Source organism: Streptomyces sp. SID14436 (genome assembly GCF_010548465.1).
Lineage (GTDB): Bacteria > Actinomycetota > Actinomycetes > Streptomycetales > Streptomycetaceae > Streptomyces.
The window spans coordinates 1-934 of sequence record NZ_JAAGMD010000310.1 but is presented as its reverse complement, the minus strand read 5'-3'; the positions used below and the strand labels follow the sequence as shown (position 1 = coordinate 934).

The window sequence follows — 934 nt, the reverse complement described above, 5'->3', positions numbered from 1 at the left end:
CGGCCCGCCGGGCCGAGCAGCGTCTCGCCGGCCTCCTCGACGAGCGCACCGGCCTGGACCGCCAGGAACGCGCCGACGCCGAGACCCTGGAGGAGGCCGAGACCTGGCTCGCCCGGTGGGAACAGACCCGCGACGGACTGCGGGCCGCCATCGAGTCCGCCCAGCAGGCCGCCGCCCGGGCGGGCGAGCTCGCCGGACAGCGCGACACCGCCCGCCGGCGGCTGACCGCCGCCCGGCAGCGCGACGAACTCACCGCCCGCACCGAGGACGCCCGCCGGACCGCCCTGGACTCCGCCGAGGCCGCCGCCCGGGCCCGCGACCACTGGCTCGACCTCAAGGAACAGCGCCTCGACGGCATCGCCGCCGAACTCGCCGCGCACCTCACCGAGGGCGCCCCGTGCGCCGTCTGCGGCGCCACCGAACACCCCGCCCCCGCCCGCAAGGACGCCGGCCACGTCGGCCGCGAGGCGGAGGAGCGCGCCCTGGCGGAGTACCGGGCCGCCGAGGAACGCCGCACCCGCGACGAACGCGTCCTGGCGGAACTCCGCGAGGACCTGGCCGCCGCCCGCGCCGAGGCCGGGGACACCCCCGCCGGACAGCTCGCCGAGGCCCTCACCGAGCTGGAGGAGCAGTACGGCCGGGCCCGGGACGCCTCGTCGGCGCTGCACTCCGCCCAGGAGGAACTGCGCCGCGCCGAACAGGAACACGCGCTGCGCAGCTCCGCCCGCCAGGAGGCCGCCGTGCGGGCCGCGTCCCGGGTGGGCCACCGCGAACGCCTGGACCGGGAACGGGCCGCGCTGGAGGAGGAGCTGACCCGGGCCCGGGGCACCGCGCACAGCGTCGCCGAACGCGCCGCCGAACTGGAACGGCACGCCGCCCGGCTCACCGACGCCGCCGACGCCGCCCGCGCCGCCGAGGACACCGCCCAGCGGCT

Annotated in this window: 1 pseudogene; it reads left to right on the top strand. The window is 79.6% G+C overall.

Going from position 1 to position 934, the window contains the following annotated elements:
* Positions 1 to 934, top strand: a pseudogene (locus G3I53_RS11190) (SMC family ATPase); the annotation flags it as partial.